Annotated in this window: 20 protein-coding genes; 15 read left to right on the top strand and 5 right to left on the bottom strand. The window is 45.3% G+C overall.

What is annotated here, in order from left to right; genetic code table 11:
• Positions 1–18 precede the first annotated feature (18 nt).
• The 8 genes from BP97_RS0128360 to ptsP all read left to right on the top strand — a co-directional run bounded on the left by BP97_RS0128360 (position 19) and on the right by ptsP (position 7015).
• Complete coding sequence (locus BP97_RS0128360; protein WP_028552135.1) at positions 19–462, top strand: PTS sugar transporter subunit IIA; 444 nt, start codon at positions 19–21, stop codon at positions 460–462.
• Complete coding sequence (locus tag BP97_RS0128355) at positions 459–722, top strand: PTS sugar transporter subunit IIB (protein ID WP_028552134.1); 264 nt, start codon at positions 459–461, stop codon at positions 720–722. The genes BP97_RS0128360 and BP97_RS0128355 overlap by 4 nt, the downstream gene beginning before the upstream one ends.
• A 24-nt stretch (positions 723–746) precedes the next feature.
• The gene (locus BP97_RS0128350; RefSeq protein WP_028552133.1) at positions 747–2042 is read left to right on the top strand and encodes a PTS ascorbate transporter subunit IIC; all 1296 of its coding nucleotides are present in this window, start codon (positions 747–749) and stop codon (positions 2040–2042) included.
• 176 nt (positions 2043–2218) lie between these two features.
• Positions 2219–3211, top strand: coding sequence for a phosphotriesterase family protein (locus BP97_RS0128345; protein ID WP_028552132.1), 993 nt, complete (start codon positions 2219–2221; stop codon positions 3209–3211).
• A 13-nt stretch (positions 3212–3224) separates the two neighbouring features.
• Positions 3225–3962 (top strand): creatininase family protein, encoded by a 738-nt coding sequence (locus BP97_RS0128340; RefSeq protein ID WP_028552131.1) that lies wholly within the window; start codon positions 3225–3227, stop codon positions 3960–3962.
• Between the two features lie 43 nt (positions 3963–4005).
• The gene (locus BP97_RS0128335; RefSeq protein WP_028552130.1) at positions 4006–4740 is read left to right on the top strand and encodes an SIS domain-containing protein; all 735 of its coding nucleotides are present in this window, start codon (positions 4006–4008) and stop codon (positions 4738–4740) included.
• 242 nt (positions 4741–4982) lie between these two features.
• On the top strand, positions 4983–5252 hold the full coding sequence (locus BP97_RS0128330) for an HPr family phosphocarrier protein (RefSeq protein WP_028552129.1): 270 nt from the start codon (positions 4983–4985) through the stop codon (positions 5250–5252).
• Positions 5252–7015 carry a phosphoenolpyruvate--protein phosphotransferase gene (gene ptsP, locus BP97_RS0128325; protein ID WP_028552128.1) on the top strand — a complete coding sequence of 588 codons (1764 nt, stop codon included), beginning with the start codon at positions 5252–5254 and terminating at the stop codon, positions 7013–7015. Before BP97_RS0128330 ends, ptsP begins: the two co-directional genes overlap by 1 nt.
• Positions 7016–7406: 391 nt before the next feature.
• Here ptsP and BP97_RS0128320 read toward each other — a convergent pair whose 3' ends face one another.
• Positions 7407–8351, bottom strand: coding sequence for a LysR family transcriptional regulator (locus BP97_RS0128320; protein WP_028552127.1), 945 nt, complete (start codon positions 8349–8351; stop codon positions 7407–7409).
• 130 nt (positions 8352–8481) lie between these two features.
• Between BP97_RS0128320 and garD the strand changes: the two genes are divergently transcribed.
• Complete coding sequence (garD, locus tag BP97_RS0128315) at positions 8482–10017, top strand: galactarate dehydratase (RefSeq protein ID WP_028552126.1); 1536 nt, start codon at positions 8482–8484, stop codon at positions 10015–10017.
• Positions 10018–10420: 403 nt separating this feature from the next.
• On the opposite strand, the gene BP97_RS41245 is transcribed toward garD, so the two are convergent.
• Together BP97_RS41245 and BP97_RS41240 are read right to left on the bottom strand one after the other, a co-directional pair.
• Complete coding sequence (locus BP97_RS41245; RefSeq protein ID WP_231506474.1) at positions 10421–11056, bottom strand: ATP-binding cassette domain-containing protein; 636 nt, start codon at positions 11054–11056, stop codon at positions 10421–10423.
• A 2-nt stretch (positions 11057–11058) separates the two neighbouring features.
• Complete coding sequence (locus BP97_RS41240) at positions 11059–11568, bottom strand: ATP-binding cassette domain-containing protein (RefSeq protein ID WP_231506470.1); 510 nt, start codon at positions 11566–11568, stop codon at positions 11059–11061.
• 661 nt (positions 11569–12229) lie between these two features.
• Between BP97_RS41240 and BP97_RS0128305 the strand changes: the two genes are divergently transcribed.
• Positions 12230–12838 (top strand): SGNH/GDSL hydrolase family protein, encoded by a 609-nt coding sequence (locus tag BP97_RS0128305; protein WP_036746688.1) that lies wholly within the window; start codon positions 12230–12232, stop codon positions 12836–12838.
• 303 nt (positions 12839–13141) lie between these two features.
• Here the strand turns inward: BP97_RS0128305 and BP97_RS41785 are convergent, their stop codons facing one another.
• Complete coding sequence (locus BP97_RS41785; RefSeq protein WP_081824398.1) at positions 13142–13327, bottom strand: helix-turn-helix domain-containing protein; 186 nt, start codon at positions 13325–13327, stop codon at positions 13142–13144.
• An 87-nt stretch (positions 13328–13414) separates the two neighbouring features.
• Between BP97_RS41785 and BP97_RS39185 the strand changes: the two genes are divergently transcribed.
• From BP97_RS39185 to BP97_RS40800, 5 genes are all read left to right on the top strand, one after another.
• On the top strand, positions 13415–13756 hold the full coding sequence (locus BP97_RS39185; protein WP_156043376.1) for an amidohydrolase family protein: 342 nt from the start codon (positions 13415–13417) through the stop codon (positions 13754–13756).
• 679 nt (positions 13757–14435) lie between these two features.
• Positions 14436–14822: a hypothetical protein gene (locus BP97_RS0128295; protein WP_028552124.1), complete on the top strand. Its 387-nt coding sequence runs from the start codon at positions 14436–14438 to the stop codon at positions 14820–14822.
• 501 nt (positions 14823–15323) lie between these two features.
• Entirely contained in the window at positions 15324–15716 is a 393-nt protein-coding gene (locus tag BP97_RS37705) for a site-specific integrase (RefSeq protein WP_231506465.1), read from the top strand.
• Positions 15717–15983: 267 nt separating this feature from the next.
• Complete coding sequence (locus tag BP97_RS0128280; RefSeq protein ID WP_028552123.1) at positions 15984–16649, top strand: nucleotidyltransferase domain-containing protein; 666 nt, start codon at positions 15984–15986, stop codon at positions 16647–16649.
• Positions 16650–16856: 207 nt separating this feature from the next.
• Complete coding sequence (locus BP97_RS40800) at positions 16857–17015, top strand: hypothetical protein (protein WP_197035557.1); 159 nt, start codon at positions 16857–16859, stop codon at positions 17013–17015.
• Positions 17016–17140: 125 nt separating this feature from the next.
• Here the strand turns inward: BP97_RS40800 and BP97_RS0128270 are convergent, their stop codons facing one another.
• Positions 17141–17542, bottom strand: coding sequence for a DUF6843 domain-containing protein (locus tag BP97_RS0128270; RefSeq protein ID WP_028552122.1), 402 nt, complete (start codon positions 17540–17542; stop codon positions 17141–17143).
• Positions 17543–17620 lie beyond the last annotated feature (78 nt).

The raw sequence follows: 17620 nt of genomic DNA, 5'->3' as shown, positions 1-17620 counted from the left end.
ATTTGGGAGAGATGAGAGATGAAATTTTTAGAACCGTCAATGATAGCCTTGGATGTTGAAGTGGAGACGTCTGAAGAAGCGATCCGCCTGGCAGGAGGATTGCTGGCGGAAGCGGGAGCGGCAGAAGCGCGCTACGCCGACGCCATGGTGGAATCTTACCGTGACAAAGGCCCGTACTTTGTCCTGGCGCCTCATATTGCACTGCCGCACGCCCGTGCGGAGGACGGGGTGAAGGAAGCGTCCGTTTCGCTGCTTAGATTGAAGAATCCTGTTGCTTTCGGCCATTCAGCCAACGATCCGGTACAGCTTGTATTCGCGCTTGGCGGCGCCTCGAGCTCGGAGCACATCGCCATGCTGCGTAAATTGACAACTTTGTTAAGCAACCCGGACAACGTGGAGCAATTCAAGAATGCATCTGATGTGGAGACTATCCAACAACTTATTAGGGGGAACGAACAATGAAAATTCTATGCGTATGCGGTCTGGGACAAGGAACTAGCCTGATTCTGAGAATGAATGTGGAAAATGTGCTGAACGGCATGGGAGTCAGTGCCGATGTGGAGCATACGGACGTCTCTACGGCATCCGGAACAGCAGCCGATTACATCATTACCAGCAACGAACTGGCGCAAAGTCTTCAAGGGCATGCTGCCAAAATGGTTATCGTCAACAATTATTTTGACAACAACGAAATTAAACAGAAATTAGAGGAAGTGCTGTAAACCATTTAAGAAGGAGGGGGCTTTATGGAAGTGCTTTTTTGGATCGCCACCAATATTTTCGGAACACCGGCTATTCTGCTCGGATTCATCGTTCTGGTGGGCCTTCTGCTCCAGAAAAAATCAACGAGCCAGCTAGTAAGCGGCACCTTTAAAGCGATCATCGGCTTCCTGGTCATCGGTGCAGGTTCCGATGTCATCGTGAAAGCCTTGAATGTATTTGAGCCAATGTGGAAAGAAGTCTTCGGCCTGGAGAGCGGATCACTCGGCACCTTTATGGGGCAGGACGCGTTCAATTCCAAATTCGGCAGCGCCGTCACTCTCGCCATGCTAGTCGGCTTTCTGATCAACGTAGCGCTGGCCCGCTTTACCAAGTTCAAATTTATCTACTTGACCGGGCATATGATGTTCTGGACTTCGACTATTTTTGCAGGCGTGATCGTACATGCTGCCAGCGATATTGCCATCTGGAAGCTCGTTCTGATGGTCGCTATCGTGCTTGGCGTGTACTGGACATTCCAGCCGGCGCTGGTTCAGCCGTTCTTGCGTAAAATCACGGGCAACGATAACATTGCACTCGGTCATACTTCGGCCTCGGTTGCTCTGTTGGCAGCCTTGTTCGGTAAACTGTTGGGCAACAAAAACAATGATTCCGAGAAAATTAAAGTGCCGAAAGGCTTCGAGTTTCTTCGCGATTCCAACGTCATTACCGCACTCAGCATGGGAATTTTATTCCTGATCGGGGCTATTATTTTATCGACCAAAGGAACCCCGGCGGCTCAAGAACTGATAAAAAAATCGGGTGACCAGAACTTTATTATTTATTCCATTATCCAATCGTTCACATTCGCAGGCGGTATCGCCATCGTTCTGATGGGGGTTCGGATGTTCGTCGGCGAGCTGGTTCCAGCCTTCAACGGGATTGCTACCAAGCTCGTGCCAGGCGCGAAACCTGCACTGGATGCACCAGTTGTGTATCCCTATGCACCGAATGCCGTTGTTCTTGGCTTCCTGGGAGCTTTCGGCGGGGCCATTATCTGGCTGCTTGTACTCGGTAACACCGTTTCTTACATTTTCGTCCCGACGATGATCGTCTTGTTCTTCCATGGGGCTACGGCCGGTGTATTCGGGAACTCGACAGGCGGTGTCCGCGGGGCCGTTATCGGCGGCTTCATCACATCAACCATTGTTGCTTGGGGACAATTCCTGATGGTTCGCTTCTTTATCGCTTCGACCGTGCCGGATACGGCTATGTGGGCAGCGGATTCCGATATGTTCATCTTCGGTCCGATTCTGCACTTCCTGGCGAAGCTGTTCTTTTAAGCATGAACCTGATCGGAGCCGCGTTCAGATGCAGGTTTTATCGCAAAAGGGAAATGCTTTTCACTGCATTTTAACGGTTTAGTGAGATTAAACATTTCTATGTGGAAAAAAGACGGTTAGTGCTGTTTAAGCTCTGCCGTCTTCCTTACCTATAAAGAGAGTGGAGGAGAAACGATATGAGCTTTATCCGTACCTTACATGGAGATATACGCAAAGAGGAACTCGGCTTCACTTATTCCCACGAACATATCGTATGCCGCCCAGCCTTCTGGCAGGAGCGTGGGGATGACGATATGCTGCTGGACGATAAAGAGAAGTCCAAGCTAGACGTTGTTGATTTCAAGCAACACGGGGGGCGCTCCATCGTAGACGCTACAGCCATCGATTACGGACGGGATGTTCAGGCGGTACAGGAAATTGCTGCTGAAACCGGCATTCACATTGTAGGTACAGCCGGCTTCAACAAAAGCTTCCTATGGGACGCCAAAATCAAAGAGGAGCTTAAGCCGCTCACCGGCGACTATGAAACCTACACGAAGTGGATTGAAGCGAAAAGCATTAATGAGCTGGCGGATTTCGTCATCCGCGAGGTGGAAGAGGGGCTCGAAGGTACCCCTTTCAAAGCGGGTCAGGTTAAATTCGGGACAGGCTACAATCGCATCACTCCTCTGGAGGAGAAAACGCTGCGCGCCGTAGCACGAGCTCATCACGAGACGAAAGCCCCTATCCACTCCCATACGGAAGTCGGTACCATGGCGCTGGAGCAAATAGAGCTGCTAAAGAGCGAAGGTGTGAATCTGTCCTATTTGAGCTTGGGGCATATGGACCGCAATCCCGACCCTTACTACCATGCGCAGATCGCGTCAACAGGAGCTTACATGAGCTTTGACGGCATCGGTAAAATCAAGTATGCACCGGAGAGCACTAGGATTTCGCTTATTCTTGAGCTCGTTCGCAAAGGCCATGAGGATCAGATTCTGATCAGCGGAGATACCGCTCGGAAAACCTACTACAAGCATTATGATCACGGTCTCGGATTGGAGTATATTATTTCCAAATGGGTGCCGCGCTTTGTGGATGAAGCGAACCGCAGCGGCTTTGACGGACAGAAGCTGGTTGAGAAATTTTTTGTAAGCAATCCGGCCAACTGCTTCTCATTCAAAAAATAAGGAGGACCGCGTGATGAAGTTCGAACTCGAAAACTCCTACGAGGTGCAGGACAAAATTCACAAATTCCGCGCGGCGATACTTCCTATCGGAGCCGTCGAGGCGCATGGTCCCCACCTGCCGCTGGGTACAGATAATCTGCTTGCGGCCAGACTCGCGGACAAATTGGCGGAGCGGACGGAAAGCTTCGTTCTACCCACTCTCCCTTACGGCCAAGTCTGGAGCCTGCGCAACTTCCCGGGGAGCATCAACGTCTCCAACGAGGCGCTCATCCGGATGTTGGCCGATATCGGTGAAAGTTTGTATCAGCAGGGCTTTCGTGTTTTCGTTATAGTTAACGGCCATCTCGGCAACGCGGTTGCGCTCAAGGAAACCGCGAGAATTTTATATGATCGGGTACCTGATTTGAAAGTGTTTTATTTCTTTTATCCCGGTACGAAAGAAATAACGGCTGAGGTGAGGGAGGCTTCCGCTGTCCACGGGACCTACATGCATGCCGATGAAATCGAAACATCTTATATGCTCTATCTCGCAGGGGAATACGTGGATATGAGCAAGGCCATCGACGGAGCCCCTCATGTAACGGCTGAGGCCGATTGTACCCCAACACCGTGGGAGGAGATTACTTCCTCTGCCGTGCTTGGGGACGCAACGCTGGCGACGAGGGAGAAGGGGGAGAAGATTATCGAGCGCAGCCTGGATGTGATGGCCGAGATGGTTCTCCGGGCTAAGCAAGCATTGAACATCCTTTAACATGTCATATCATGTACACAGGAACAACGAGGTGAAAGCGATGATGATGAACACGTATTTTGATGTAATTGGTGAGAAGTTGCAAAAAGTTCGCTCCGAGCTGGCCAAGCCGATCCGTGAAGCGGCTGAGAAAGTGGCGTCTTGCATTCAGCAGGGTGGGATTATCCATTTGTTTGGCTGCGGACATTCCCATATTTTAACAGAGGAAGTCTTCTACCGGGCAGGAGGACTTGTACCGATTCGTCCGATCTTTGTCGAGAAGCTGATGCTTCATGAAGGCGCAGTACGTTCGTCAGAGCTGGAAAGACAGAACGGCCTTGCCGTCGATTTTATGAGGGAGCAGGATATCCGCAAGGACGAGGTGGTGTTTGTACTGTCCACTTCAGGCCGCAATCCGGTTCCCGTGGATGTTGCTTTGATGGCGAAGGAGAAAGGGGCCTTCACCGTAGGCATCACCTCGCTGGAATATTCCAAAAGCCAGCCGTCCCGCCACACCAGTGGCAAGCATCTGGCGGATGCCGTTGATCTTGTGATCGATAATTTCTCGGTCAAAGGAGATGCCGTACTGAGCCATCCGGGCCTTCAGGTGCCTTTCACGCCGAGCTCGACGGTTATCGGAGCTGTCATTTTGAATGCTCTGTTCGCGGAGTCTATTGAGATTATGATTGAAAAAGGATTTAATCCCCCTGTATTTCTAAGCGGAAATATCGATGGCTCTGACGAGCACAACAAAGCTTTGGTTGAAACGTATAAAGAACGGATTGCCTTACTGTCCTAATAAAAGAGGAACCAAAGTGGTTCGTATGACTATTATAGAGCGGGTTTAGCTCAACTAGATGAGCAGCAGCCTGTCTTACAAAATAGATGATGCTCGCCATAGAGCCGGATCTATCACAAACCAATAAAGCAACCGCCGGCAAAGACTGGATCAGATGAAGCGCAGGGTAGCAGGAGAGAGAAACCATACGCCATGGTCCTGCAAGTTCTCATCACAGTCTGGCGGTTAGGAGGAGGAAAGACATGTACGCACAAACCGTAACGATACAGAATGAGCACGGCTTTCATGTCCGTCCGGCGCAGCTTTTTGCGGAAAAAGCAGGGCAGTTTGGTGCAGAAGTACGTTTGAAGAACGGGGAAGGACACGCCGCAGATTGCAAAAGCATGCTGGAGCTGATGACACTCGGTATTGAAAAAGGGGCAGTAGTGACAATCGAAGCAAGTGGCGATGGGGAAAAGGAAGTCGTCGAGGCTTTGGTACAGCTGGTCGAAAGCAAGTTTGGTGAAGCCTAATGAAAGGGCTGCATATTCAAGGAATCGGCGTATCGGAAGGAATTCGGATCGCGAAAGCATACGTATACAAACCCGCACAGGCTAACGGTGCGGGAAGCACCCCCCCAGGGGAGCTTATTTCGGATAACCCGGCCGCGATCGATGCCGAGCTTGGTAAGCTCAGAGATGCAAAAGCACGCTGTGCTGAGCAATTGGAGAAGCTTACGGAGAAAGCGAAGGAAGCCGTCGGTGAAGAGCAAGCCGGTATTCTTGCGGGACAGCGGAAGCTGTTGAATGATCCGGCCTTCTATCCGAAGATGGAAGCGCGGGTCAGAGAGCATTTGGAGTCGGCGCCACAGGCCATTTCCGAAGTGGTCAGCCATGTCGCTGCCTTGTTCGAAGGTATGAACAATGACTATATGAAAGAACGCGCCACAGACATCCGTGATATCGGAAGCCGCCTTCTTGCCTGTCTGTCGCCCGGGCAAACACGTGGCCTTACCGGAATCACCGGACAGGTGATTCTCGTCGCAGACGATCTGACACCGTCGGATACGGTGCAGCTGGACTCGACCCAAGTGGTCGGCTTTATCACCCGTACCGGAGGAGCCACATCGCATACCGCGATCCTCGCGCGATCCCTCGGGATTGCCGCTATTGTCGGCGCAGGTGACTACATCGACGCTATTAACGACGGCGATATCCTCGTCGTCGACGGATCAGCCGGGCTTTGCATCGCCCGCCCGCAAGAGGCGGAAGCGGAGCAGTACCGGCTCCGCATGAAGCAGGACCTCGCGCGCAGACAGTCGCTCGAGGAGTACGCGGCGCGTCCGGCGGTGACCGCCGACGGCGTGCGCGTGGAGCTCGCGGCGAACATCGGCAGCGCCGCGGAAGCCGAGAACGCCGTCCGGCAGGGCGCGGACGGCGTAGGGCTGTTCCGCACGGAGTTCCTGTTCATGAACGCCCCGGCTATGCCGGGCGAGGAGGAACAGTTCCGTGCGTACCAGGAGGCGGCCCGGATGATGGAGGGCCGCCCGGTGATCATCCGCACGATGGACATCGGCGGGGATAAGGAGCTGCCGTATCTGCAGCTTCCGAAGGAAACGAATCCCTTCCTCGGCTTCCGTGCGATACGGGTAGGTCTTCTCCGCCAGGAGCTGCTTCGTACGCAGCTTCGGGCGGTGCTTCGGGCCAGCGCCTTCGGTACGGTGAAGGTGATGTTCCCGATGATCTCCGGACTGCAGGAATGGAGGCAGGCCAAGGCCATACTGACGGAAGAGCAGGCTGAGCTAAGGCAGGAAGGCATCCGGTTCGACGAGAGCATGGAGGTCGGCATCATGGTTGAAATTCCTTCCACGGCTGTGCTGGCTGGGCTATTTGCGCAGGAAGTCGATTTCTTCAGCATCGGCACAAATGATCTCGTTCAGTACACGATCGCGGCAGACCGCATGAACGAACACGTAGCGCACTTGTACGATTATTTCCATCCGGCGGTGCTGCAACTGATCCGTACCGTCATTGAAGCTTCCCACACCGCCGGTAAATGGACCGGCATGTGCGGCAGCATGGCGGGCGACCCGCTGGCCGCGCCGCTCCTGCTCGGACTTGGTCTTGACGAATGGAGCATGGAGGCCGGCAGTCTCAGCCTGATGAAGAAGCAACTAGCTGGCCTGGATCGTCAGGAATGCCGCGAGCTGGCGGAACGCATTCTCCGCCTCGATACGCCTCAAGCGGTTCGCCAGTCGCTGGAGGCATTTTGTAACGCCAAGAAGCTAGGTGTATAGTTTATTGAACCTCGCCTGACTGGTTTGTATAGCAGGTGTTTAGCAGAAAAGGAAATGCCGACTCCAGAAGTCGGCATTTCCTTTCTGTTTAATATGGTTTAATTGATCCAGCGCGGGCCACATGAACCTCTTGGGCGATGTCTATGCCGATGACCAGGTGATGAACGGTAATGTTTTTCAATGAGTGATTTTGCTTGTCCTGCCTTAAACTTCACAGTAGAGCGACCTCCTGATGGGCTTTTTGAGGCAACGACCTCGTGCGTAACCCCATCGTACCGAGGCGCTCGTTTTTGTTCAAACGCCAAATTTTTCGTATTACAGGAATTCTAACGGGTACTAAAGTTCAAGAACAAAAGGACTATCAGAATGTAGTCCTTTTCTCACGGCGCATTCATCGATAGCCGGCCCGTTGAATTCCATTCAGATTTTTCATTTTTTGCAGCCAAAATTCGGTACAAATCGCGATCAATTCTTTAGCCGCTTGACTTAGATAACTGTCTTTTTTGTAGCTGGCGGCAATCTCCCAGACCGGATGCTGCCGAAGGGAGAAGAAAGAGACGTTCGGTCGAGGCTTGGCGTAGCTGATCGGAATGACGGAACAGCATATACCCTCGGCAACCATTTCATATAAAGTTTCGCAGCTCCTTGTTTCCAATAAAATAAGAGGAGAGATGTTGTCTTCCGCGAGAAGACGATCGTAGATTTCCCGAAGCGTGGATCCTTGTTGCATGACGGCAAATGAATCCTGTTCAAAATGCTTTAGGCAAGTTGCGGGAAGCGGTTCGCCGAGTTTGCCTCCCAGATAGGCAAGAGGGTGGGAGCTAGGAACAGCCAAAATAATTTCCTCTGAACAGATAGGAATATACGCATCTTTTGTTTTTTGAAAATCTTGGAGGGTTATAAAGCCTATATCCAAATTCCCCTGGGCTATTTCATGCTGTTGCTTTTTTACGGGCATTTCAAGGGGCTCGATTTTTACTTTGGGATACTTTTTGTAAAAAACCGGGTATATAGACGCAAACATGACGGTACCACGTTCCGGGGTTAACCCGATCGTTAGTTTGCCTTCTTTGATTTCCAGCAAATCATTGATTTGGTTGTAGGTTTCTTTTTTGATGTGCAGGATGTTTTTGGCGTTCTCTACATAGATTGTTCCAGCATGCGTCAGATGCCAATTGCTTCTGGAACGAACGAAGAGCTGTGTCCCCAATTCTTTCTCGAGTTTCAGGAGCTGCTGATTTAAAGCGGATTGAGTAATGAACAGCTTTTCCGCAGCTTTGGTGATATTGTTTTCCTCCGCAATTTTGATAATATACTCCAGCTGTTTCAAGTCCATTTTCAGACCCTTCTCTACTATTAATTTTATTTAGAGAAAACCAATTTTTATCACTTTTACTTTTTAATAATAACAGATTACTATGAGTTTGATTCATGAACATGTGTTGTGCAGAGAGGAGATCGTTATCATGACTGTTCAACGGTCAAAAGCTGAGAAGCCGCTGTATATCAGAGTGAATCCAAAGGATAATATTGCGATTGTTGTCAACACGGGAGGCTTGCCGGAAGGAACCGTATTCGCGTGTGGGCTTAGACTCCTTCAACATGTTCCGCAAGGACACAAGGTGGCCCTTACCCATATTGATCAAGATGAAGGCATCATTCGTTACGGGGAAGTAATCGGGTATGCAATGAAAGCGATTTCAATGGGCAGTTGGATTAATGAATCGTTAGTAAGATTGCCTGAGCCGCCTCGATTGGAGGATTTGCCGATAGCAAGCGGCGTGCGGGAAACGCTTCCTCCTTTAGAGGGCTATACGTTCGAAGGCTACTTGAATGAAGATGGCAGCGTTGGAACGAAAAATATTTTGGGAATAACGACCAGTGTACAATGCGTTGCCGGTGTACTTCAATATGCGGTAAAGAAAATAAAAGAAGAGCTGCTTCCCCGCTATCCGAATGTCGAGGATGTTGTCGCTCTAACCCATACTTACGGCTGTGGGGTGGCGATTAACGCCCCGGATGCCATCATTCCCATACGTACGATTCAGAATATTGCACGGAATCCGAACTTTGGCGGCGAACTCTTGGTTGTTGGACTGGGATGCGAGAAGCTGCTTCCCGAACGCCTAGTACCTGACGGAGAATCGGGCAAGATCACGACCTTACAGGAGAGTCATGGTTTTATTCCCATGATAAAAGAGATCATGGCGATGGCGGAGGAACGGCTTGACAGATTGAATCGCCGGAAACGCGTCACTTGTCCCACAGCGGCACTAGTGGTCGGATTGCAATGCGGCGGGAGCGATGCTTTCTCGGGGATTACTGCGAATCCGGCAGTCGGGTACGCCGCCGATTTGTTGGTACGTGCCGGAGCTACGGTTATGTTCTCCGAGGTAACGGAAGTCAGGGATGCTGTTCATTTGTTGACCCCACGTGCAGTTAATGAGGCCGTAGGCCGGGCTTTGATCCGCGAAATGCAGTGGTATGATGATTACCTGCAGAACGGTAGGGTAGACCGTAGTGCGAATCCTACACCTGGAAATAAAAAAGGCGGACTTGTTAACATTGTAGAGAAGTCTCTCGGGTCCATCGTGAAATCAGGCACGACTCCGATTGTCGGCGTACTGTCCCCCGGTGAAAGAGCTGTCGATAAAGGGCTGCTATTCGCTGCAACGCCTGCGAGTGATTTCGTATGTGGGACGCTGCAGTTGGCTTCCGGTATCAATGTGCAGGTGTTTACTACGGGCAGAGGCACTCCCTACGGTTTGGCCGCAGCTCCTGTCATCAAAGTGTCTACTAGAAATGCTTTGGCGGAGCAATGGCACGATCTAATCGATCTGAATGCAGGAACCATTGCGACGGGAGATGCGACCATCGAAGAAGTGGGCTGGGAGCTGTTCCGTCTCATTCTCGGTATTGCGAGCGGAACGAAGAGAACATGGGCGGACCATTGGGGGCTGCACAATGATTTGGCTTTGTTCAATCCGGCACCTGTCACATGAATGGAAACCCCCCGTTTTAGAAGGGGAAAAAAGTACGACAGGAGTGTATAGGGTGAGAATAGGATGCGGAATCTTCTAAATAAATACGGGAGTTTCCAAAGGTGTGACAAGATTGTTGCCTATTCCTCCGCTGAACTTATGATTTGATGCGTGATCGATTATGTATGAAGTCAGCAGCAGGATCTTCTGGGATGGTGTGCACGGGCGATATTAAACGGAGCCATGCGAGATTGCATGCTCCGTTTTCTAATCAATTCTGGAATATCACATTATATTTATTTGTGAGTTGTAATTTAAAATGCCGCTGATTTGAAGATGAAATGTCATTGAAATTGAACATGAATTTCGCAGGTTCGTGCCTTGAGGGTACGGGGCTTTTTAGGCTGTTTTCTCTAATCCATTCCTATTTTATTTTTGTTAAACCTTCAGGAGTTAGCTCATAAATTGTCGTAGCTACTTCATTTAAATAACGGCGATCATGTGAAATACTAATAATAGTACCCCCATAAGCCGTTAATGAACTGCATAGAACAGGCGTCGTTAATGGACTGAAATTCCTTGTCGGTTCATCCAAAATAAGTATTTCACACTGATCTAATATCATTTTGAGTAGGAGCAATTTCGCTTTTTGTCCCCCACTTGGGTGATCTATTGAATGATGCAATTCATCAGAGGTAAATTTCATACTTCCTAAATGCGTGAAAGCTTTAGTGATGGCTTCCTTATTTCCTGAAGTTTCTAAAAACTCAATCGGCGTTTTTGATATATCTAATAGATCTTCATAGTTTTGTGGCATGTAACCTATCTTTAGTGAAGAATGTTGGATTAACTCATCTTTCACTTTTTTCAATAATGCCGTTTTCCCTATACCATTTTCTCCAATAATCGCTACTTTTTCTGGCCCGGTAATTGATAAATGGATATTTTGCGATAGCTTTTTGTCAGCTATTTGTAGTACCTCCAATGAAAAGTCGAGTATTTTTTTACTCTTATGCACATGAATAGTTGAATCAAATTGAAAATTGCTTGCTTCTTCCACACTCAGGTAGTCGTCTTCTGAATAAATACTTCCAACCATTCCATAGTTTGAATATCCAAATCATTCGTTGGTTCTTCTAGCAGAAGGACATCGGGATCTAAAGCTAGCAGCTGTAAAAAACGGTATTTAAACCGTTCACCACCTGAAAGAAAGCCTATCTTTTTTTCTGAAACCAAGGATTCAATACCGAAATCATCCATGGCTTTTAATAAACCTTTATTCCAATTATTTTCCTTGAAAAAATCGATAATGGTCATTTGCTTCTCCTCACCGTTAGTTCCTGAGAAAGAAATCCTAATGAATAAATATTTTCTAATTATTTTTCCTTCATAGGTGCAGTAATCTGAGATTAAGTGCTCATCGTAAATTAATTCTAACAATGTGCTTTTCCCATTTCCTTCCTCACCGATGATTGCAAATTTACCTTCACGTTGAATACTTAAATTAAAGTCTTGTATCAATGCCCGGCTGTCTTTTTTTGTGTAGATTGTTATGTTTTTGATTTCAATCATTTTTGATTACCTCATTTCATTCCAAATGGTTTTAGAAGTTTTATTATTTGTTCATATACATCACCCCAAATTTTTCAACAAAAATAGATGCTCCTGTTAATAAACAGAAGCATCTCATTTAAAATCTATCCGAAAATAGAAATATAAATGTAAATTAATACTAAATATAGGTTGTATAAATAATAATGTGGGTGAATGCAGCTTCTTGTTTATTTATTAGATTATTTGCTTTTATAATAAATAAACAATTGCTCAAATGATTCACCCTCCGTTCAGAATATGTTAATGTCAATCTAGCATTTTACTATGTTTCCTGTCAAACTGGGACTACACATTAGTACTAGGTACGTCCCAGATGCAACTGTATACGAGGGCCGGAGGTTGCAGGCAAGCGATTTCGCCTTGAGCCTAAAATATGGGGTGAGAACCTATACAAAGATACAGCAAGCAGTGGACGAAAGACCAGTTGGCAGATCGGTTCCTTATCGCATTTTCATCAGAAACGGTACATATAATGAGAACTAGTGATTAACAAAGCGACCGAAACTTTTTTGACATTGGAATCGACTCGGATATTTTACTCCGACTGTGTGTCCACTTAGTATTCCGCTGTTTTTGATGGATTTTAAGGCTTTTGGTAAATGGGGAGGGGAGCAATCAAATGCGTCATGTGTTTGTCATTGGCGATAGCATCTCGATTCAATATGGACCGTATTTGAAGGATATGTTGGCAGATCGCTATGGGTATGATCGAAAAAGTGGCGAGGAAGCGGCTCTGACTAACTTGGATAGACCTATGGGAGCGAACGGTGGGGATAGTTCGATGGTTTTGGAATATTTGACCTTAGAGCATAACCAAGGGACCCGTTACGATATTCTCCTTATTAACTGCGGATTACACGACATCAAAAGTAGTCTAACGGATGGCTCCAAACAAGTGCCGCCAGACGATTATCGAAACAACTTACAAAGCATTGCTAAGCTAGCACAGAAAATGGCAAATGATGTGATTTGGATTCGAACGACCGATGTTGTGACTGAAATTCACAATGCACGTTGTAAGTCCTTTCAACGATTTGGAGAGGATGTATTGCAGTACAATAGGGTAGCCGATCAAGTATGGGAAAGTTTCGATATTCCTCGAATGGATCTGTACAGTTTCAGTCGAACATTTGGGACCTCGGCATACTGCGATCATGTTCACTTCACAGAAGAGGTGCGGCGGTTGCAGGCGGCCTATATCGCGGGATATTTGGATTCACGTTTCTGAGGAGCGGGTGGTGCAAACGTATCGACGTATAGTTATTTATCGATATACATAATGTCATAGAAATTTATTCTAATGAATTATGCAACAAATCCTTTTTTTACAGGAGCACACAGTAAATTATAATCAATTCTGCAACAACAATAACGGAGCCGCGAGAGTTTGCGGGCTCCGTTTTCTAAATAATTGTGGAATATCACATTTTATTCAGGGAATATAAAGATTCAGGCAGGGTGGGGGGATTAAGCTAACGAGCAGCATAGTTTATTTACGCACTGCTTTTTTAGAGTACTTATTAAACTGAAATCACCTTCGCCACTGCGAAGGTGACAGACCCATATACTTTTTGAATACAGTGGCAAAATGCTGACTAGTCTTATAACCTATATCCATTGCAACTGTTGTGACGCTGATTTCTTTCTGAAGGAGTATCTGACAGGCAAGTTCAATTCGTAGCCGATCCATATAATTAGCAGGTGACTGTCCATACATAAGGTGAAAGTCGACAAAACTGTACTTTTTGGTGCTATTTCTGAACCTGCTGCCATGCTGAGCGATAAGTTATCTTGGGAAGCGTACATGAAATATCCAGATAAGTTCTATCCGTTCTTCTCCGGATTTCCAATGTATGATGAAGAGGCAATTGCAATTGTTAAAGCAAAGCTTGAAAAGGGCTATTATGGTATCGGGGAGTCTGTTGCTGCATCTACTTATTCTCCGCTAACATCGCAATTACAATGGAAATCGCTTCACCCAATGGATGGTAACCTGCCTGCAATATATGAACTCTGTGCAACATATAAAGTGCCGATTTTATTACATATTGATCCGCCCTTCGGTGAGCCAATTACAAAGCTAGAAGATGCACTTCGTACATACCCAGACACAATATTTTATATTTGGTCACGCCAATGTCTTTAATCCCCCTGATAATATAGAGAGCCTGCTTAGCCGGTACACTAACCTGTACATTGACTTTTTCGCAGGTTTCACAGCTTATGACCCTAATAATGAATATCCTCTAGAAAATTACATTCCGCTAATCAAGAAATATTCTGAACGGTTCTTACTAAGTACAGATTCTGCGACTGCACAAAACCTTAACTATGAAAAGGCCATAAATGCCATGTACGAAGTTATCGTACTATGTGAAGATGAGGTTAAAGGTGAGCGTATAGGTCGACTAAATTTTTTAGAAATTATTGAGGCTCAACCTGCTACCCAATCACAGATAGCTTTAATATAACGCAACAAATTAGAATATGATTACATGGCTATTAACAAGAGGATGGCAAACGAACTAATAATCGCAAACAAATTAGATGAGGTGTAAGAAAGCACTGCATTTCAGATTAATTCGTTGAACTAACGGAGAACGAGAGTCCAAAAACCAACAACAAGAAGCTGCCGCGAGAACTAGCAGCTTTTCCGCACTAACAAACAGAATAATCAAAAGGCGTAGAGGGGGGCAAAAGCCATTTACCGTACTCATTCGGGATCTCAAAACTATGGTTTCTGCAGCAAGAGTCGTAATGATGAAATTACGCTTTATTCTAATCAAGATCAAAAAAAATTTTTAGGTTATTTTGAACTTACAACCGTGACAGGTCTAATTAATCTTATAAAATACGATATGGATATTATAGGCGATGATAAAGAATATTGTGATGAAATTGAAAGTTTTATAAATGGTAACGAAGATATTAATTATCATTACATATACCCAAGAGACGTAGAAGATGTTTCTCGTCAAGTTCCTCATTCTGCTCCTACGAATATAGATGGCTATAAATCTGTCTATATTGATATGTGGACAAAAATATTTAAACCGTGGGACATTGATGAGATTAAGAATAGCGTGAGAATAATTGCAAAAGATTTTTTAGGATTAAATATAGAAAATGTTGAACTAATTGATATTCCAACGTATGAGGAAACAAAAATATCGTACGAACAAGATTATAAGCCTTTCGTAAACGAAAAGTGATGCAACTAACGGAGAACGAGAGCTCCAGAAAGGAGTGGTAGAATTGGAGCGTATTTATAAAGCTTTAGAAGAATATTCAAAGAAGATGAAATCCAAGAATTACTTCGAAGAGGGCAAACAGAGGAATTAATCCGACTCCCCTTATCTATAGGACTTTACCATCCGAACTGGAATTTTGCTCAAAATGTCTGTATTCGATTAGCTCAACATGACGACCCTCGAATAAGAGCCAATTCTGTATTTGGTTTAGTTCACATTTCCCGTACAAAAAGGAAATTAGAGAAACACATTGTTAAGCCCATTCTGCTAAATGAGCTAAGGAATAATCTTGAATACCAAGGGATTATTCTAGATGAAATCTCAGATATAAACTTGTTCATGAAATGGAACATTGCAGCTAAAAAACATTGAACAAACGTGTACGCTAGTTTAATAAAGTCAGTCTAAAACCTTCCATAAGAAGCAAACTAGATTTAATAGCTATTATGGGAGGTTTTATTTATGATTTCGTGTGAGTTATGGCGACTGTATGAAGCTGATAAACGTATCCAGGGATTTAGTCCCAGTACGCAGAAAGCCTATACCCTTCAGTTCAAGATGCTAGTAAGAGAGCTCGGGGACCTGGATATTTCTGAGGTTACTTTGAACTTGTTGAAGGAATACTTGGCTAAGCAGTCCGATCGCTTGAAACCCAGCAGCCTGGCACATCGTTTACGTTTTGTTCGTTCCCTGTTCCGCTTTGCCTATGAAGAGACATACTTATCATCAAATCCTTCTTTGAAGTTACGTGAACCCAAAATGGACAAGTGTATTCCTAAGTTTTTGATTGAGGAAGATGTCATTCACTTGAAAATCTCTTGCCGGTGCCTGAGTCTATGCATGCAAGCTCCTTAATAACGGAGCACCATTAGATTTCATTCAAGGCATGTTGGGGCATGAAAAGCATCAACCACTCAAATATAAGCCCAGCTGCGCGGGGAACGCCGGCGAGAACTCTACCGTCGTTACTTTTAGGTTGTAGCAGCGGTTGTTGTCTTAATGATGTCACCGCTCAACTAACGGGCAGATTACGTTAAGAAATTAGATGGCTGATCTCCCCTATATACTGTAAAATTACCCAGAAGGTTAATGAAACGATAGCTTCTAGAGGAGTTGTTGAGTGTGGAGAATATAATTTCACAAGCTCGCACGTTGCTTAACGAACGTGGGCTTGATTGGTCTATTTGTGGTGGTACTGCTATCGATTTATTTCTAGGTAGACAGACCCGAACTCATAAAGACTTAGATGTTGCAGTGTTCTGGGAAGATAGAAATTCAATCATTGAATTTATGTTAAGTTCGGGATGGAGGGTGCTTCAGGCATGTGGTGGAGGAGTAGTGCATGAGCTGAACAAAAAACAAGATGAGCCATTTGAAAAGCGAAATTTGTTTTGTTTTACCGCCAACGAGAATCGGGTTATATTGGAACCACTTGGACAAGAAAGGTATAAGTTTGGTCTTGAAAAGTTGGAGCAAAGAGATTTTACATATGTAGAGTTTCTTTTCAATGAACGTGATACTGGGGATTTTTACTTACCAGGGGAAAAGAAAATAAAACGCGAAATATATAAGGCAATATTAACAACGTCAAATGGAGTTCCTTATCTAGCTCCTGAAATAGTCCTTTTTTATAAATCCAGTTATTTAGATGGATTTGATGCTGCAGACCATTATAAAGATTTTAATGTATCCGTATCTTACTTTAATCTAGAGCAAAAGCAATGGCTTAGAGAAGCCCTTGAAAAAGAATATCCTAACGGTCACGAATGGTTACAAAGATTGAACTAAAGGGTACGATAGCTTAATAAACAAAGACGCGGCTGCCGGTACTAATCGGCAGTCGCGTTGCACTAACGGGCAGAAGAGTGGAACCATACTCATTGAACATATTTACATAAAAAGGAAATTAAGTTTATTATCACGAATATCAATGGAATGGAAAATAAGATTGTTTTGTGTTCCAAAACCATGTTTTTTTCGTGAAAGGAGTCAATTATGGATGGTCTTGTAGGATTCTTAATTTTAGGCGCATTGTTTGGAATATTTGTTGCTATTCAAAAACTTAACTCAAATATCATAACTCAAATTGACCAAAACGAAAGGATTATTGAATTAATGAAAGAAAAATGCAATAACCATTCGGCTAACGGATAACGAGAGCACAACAACAACAACAACGATAGGCTGCCGGAATAATCGGCAGCCTGTTGAACTAAAGGGCAGCATAACGGAATGATGGTTCTCAAATTATTAATAATCATCCAATGTTCCTAGCAACATTATTGTTGTTTCACATAATTTTCGTATTGTTCTTTTGTACCAATAAAGAATGTTGCAACTGTTTGATTATCTTCGCCTCCACCATGCGAAGACACCCCAGAAAAATTTTCATGGCTTACTTTCTTACGCTGACCCTGATTGTCAACATAGTATACCTCAACAGGTCCACTTTCCATGGTATTTGAGGTTTTCAACTTACCTGACTTAGGTATGTAATAAATAAATGTATTTCTTTCTTTGGTAAGTGGTGGGTAATCTGATTGGTCAAAAGCAACTCTTACTTCTCCAACAAAGTTTTCTGGTAAGAGGTAAATATGAAGTGGATTTTTATTTGTTGTAGTTATTAGAAAGATTAAGCCTAGTACCATTATTGTTAAGGAAATAAATACATACTTCTTCAAATGAAACTCCTCCTTTCAATGAGATAGTACATTAGTATTGACGCAAAAATATATAAAAAGTTACCAATTTCATACGTT

Origin of the sequence: Paenibacillus sp. UNC451MF (genome assembly GCF_000686845.1) — a bacterium.
Classification (GTDB): Bacteria; Bacillota; Bacilli; order Paenibacillales; family NBRC-103111; genus Paenibacillus_S.
Note: the sequence above shows the minus strand (reverse complement) of the source record. Positions and strands in the feature narration are given on the sequence as shown.